Here is a 2,629-nt window from a genome sequence, read left to right as displayed (position 1 = left end):
GGCCTTCAGGGCCTGCTTGAGCCGGATGCGGTTAACGCCGCCCGTCCGGTTCTGAGGGGGGTGCGGCGCAGCAATGCGCCGCACCTACCCGACAGATCGAGCTCGCCTTCGACGAAATCAAGAACCACCTCGGTCCTGGCGGGCCGATCAGGTCACGGACGCCGGAGGGCGTCCGGCAGGAGCTGTGGGCCTACCTCGCGGTTCACCAGGCCATCCGTCAGTTCGCCCACACGGCTGCGCCCGCCCGTCCGGTCCTGGATGCCGACCGCGTTTCCTACTTTAGGTGCGTGCGCAGCATCCCCTCCCAGCTTGGAGCGTCCACGACCAGGCTCACCCGCTCCTATACCGAGGCCGGACGTGAGGCACGCAGCCGAATCCTCCCGGCCCGCCGCAGCCGGGACTGCCCACGGGCGATCAAGAAGCCCAACCGATGGCCGGTGCTGAGGCCCCGCGCCAGACGCGACACCGTGCAGTCTGGCCGCTGGGCCCACAACCCGACCGCGAAGCAGAAGAGCTCCCGCCGGGCCGGACGACCAGCACTGAAGGAATCGCAAGCCGTGTCACCACCCTGAGAACGCGCTCTTCGCCCCGCAGATGGGGACCAGGTTCGTGGGTATGGGGGAGTCGGTAAGACTCGTGCAACCAGGTACACCCGTTTGAGTTCGCCCAGGTCAGCGGTGCCCTATTGATCGGTGGGGAGGCGTCCGACGGCGTCTTCGAGGTCGGCGTGGGTGGGCAGGGTGTACCGGCGGGTGGTGTCGAGGCGGGCGTGGCCGAGCAGTTCGGCGACGACGACGATGTCGACGCCGGCGCGCGGCAGGTTGGTGGCGAGGGTGTGGCGGAGGATGTGGGCGGACAGCGCGAGGTTGCCCGCGTCGTCGAGGATGTCGGCGTCGGTGGCGCGTTCGTCGATGAGTGCTCTTGTGTCACCGTTCGCAGTGGACTTCTTCGCGTACCCGCTCAGATCGGTCAACGGCGCACCCGATAGCGCAGGTGAAGCACCCGGTTGCCCTGAATCACCACGTCAGGATCCTCCAACAGGTGCTGCGCGTGGACCGACCCGAAGTAGCGCTTGCCGGACCCGAACACGACGGGTACGACGTCCATGCGCACCTCGTCGATCAGGCCCGCGGCAAGCACCTGGCCACCGACGTCGCCAGCGGCGACCTCGACCATGCGGTCACCCACAAGCTCCTGCGCCTTGGCCACGGCTGCCTCGACGCCGTTGACGAAGTGAAACGGCGCCTCGGGGTCCCAGCCCTCGGGCTCCGGCCGGTGCGTCACGACTACCACGTGGTCGATCCCGCCCGGCGGCTTCCCGTCCCAGCCGTCCGTCAGGTCGAAGACATGGCGGCCGACGATCGTGACTCCGACCTGGTCCCAGTACGGCCGGGTGTAGTCGTAGGACGTCTGCGACACCTTCAGCTCGCCGCTCTCGTCCAACGGGACGTCACCGCTGGACAACCAGTCGAACAGCGGTCCGGGCTGGTCATTCTCGTCCGCGACGAAGCCGTCCACCGACACCGAGCTGTACATGACTACCTTGCCCACGGGGCTCTCCTCTGCTTTGGGGTGCCCCAAATTAGCGTGTCGTGAGCTGTCGCTCTTGTAAGAAATCAATCGGCCGGCAGCGGCCGGCCGTCCAGCGCGTGGCCGGGATGTTCGCGCAGGAACCGCCGCCGGACTTCGACGTACCGGATCGGCGTGAGCCCGGTGAACGCCCGGAACTCGTGGCCGAAGTGGGCCTGGTCGAAGTAGCCTGCGCCACCGGCGAGGTCGCCCCAGTCGACCGGTCCGGCGGGGTTGATCGCGAACACGGTGGCGGCGAAGCGGTAGGTGCGGGCCAGCCGCTTCGGCGTGACGCCGATGAGCTCCTTGAACCGCTGTGCCAGATGAGTGCTGCTGACACCGGCTGCCACGCTCAGGTCGCCGATCGCCACCGCCCCGCTGGTCGCCGCGATGACGCTGCTCGTATGGCGGACCAGCCCCAGGCCAGCGGTCTCGCACAGCCGTCGCATTAGCTCCTCCTCCAGCAGCGACTCAAACGGGTGTACCTGGTTGCACGAGTCTTACCGACACCCCGTATGTGAGGATCCGCCCGTGAAGTGCGACGTGTGCGGACGAGCGATGTGGCAGTGGCCTGTGCCGCCGACTGCTTGGGAAGAGCAGATCTGGTCCTGCTCCTGGTGCTATGCGTCGACCCATGTGGGCGGCGAGTGGTTCGAGATCTCGCGGCCCCCGTACCAGCCCATGGGCATGCGCTGGGAGAGAGCTGTCGCTGACGGCCTTTCCCCCGATGTCTCTCATGCCTTCTAGGCCTACGACGCGACGCTGTGCAGGATCCAGCGAGCCGACATGGCGCCCTCCGACTACTGGTGGCTGCCAGAGAGGGAGAACGCCTGCGGCGACTGCCGATCCGCAGCGAGCGTCATCGACAGTCGCTGGCCGCAGGCCATGCGAGGTGAGAACGCGCGCATCAGCGTGCCCCGGTCGGCAACCGCCGGATAGCTCGGAGCAGGGCAGCAGCGTTCCCGGGTGGGGCCCTACCCCTTGATCGTGGACACCCTGATCATTGGATCGTGAAGATCCATAGGACAGGAGTTCCCGTTGGGGACGTCGAAGTACTCGC

At 67.4% G+C, this 2,629-nt stretch carries 3 protein-coding genes; all 3 read right to left on the bottom strand.

Annotation, left to right across the window (positions count from 1 at the left end; genetic code table 11):
- Positions 1-682 precede the first annotated feature (682 nt).
- Positions 683-973, bottom strand: coding sequence for a tyrosine-type recombinase/integrase (locus tag ACIQFZ_RS43365; RefSeq protein WP_402693993.1), 291 nt, complete (start codon positions 971-973; stop codon positions 683-685).
- Positions 970-1,551, bottom strand: coding sequence for a dihydrofolate reductase family protein (locus ACIQFZ_RS43360; RefSeq protein ID WP_402693992.1), 582 nt, complete (start codon positions 1,549-1,551; stop codon positions 970-972). Before ACIQFZ_RS43360 ends, ACIQFZ_RS43365 begins: the two co-directional genes overlap by 4 nt.
- Positions 1,552-1,616: 65 nt before the next feature.
- The gene (locus ACIQFZ_RS43355; RefSeq protein WP_365433859.1) at positions 1,617-2,018 is read right to left on the bottom strand and encodes a helix-turn-helix domain-containing protein; all 402 of its coding nucleotides are present in this window, start codon (positions 2,016-2,018) and stop codon (positions 1,617-1,619) included.
- Positions 2,019-2,629: the final 611 nt, after the last annotated feature.

Origin of the sequence: Streptomyces sp. NPDC093064 (genome assembly GCF_044754605.1) — a bacterium.
In the GTDB taxonomy this organism is placed as follows: Bacteria; Actinomycetota; Actinomycetes; order Streptomycetales; family Streptomycetaceae; genus Streptomyces.
This window is presented reverse-complemented; position numbering and strand designations above follow the sequence as displayed.

Coding starts and splice junctions, on each gene's coding strand:
- ACIQFZ_RS43355 (WP_365433859.1), bottom strand. CDS start 2,018: ATGCGACGGCTGTGCGAGACCGCTGGCCTGGGGCTGGTCCGCCATACG.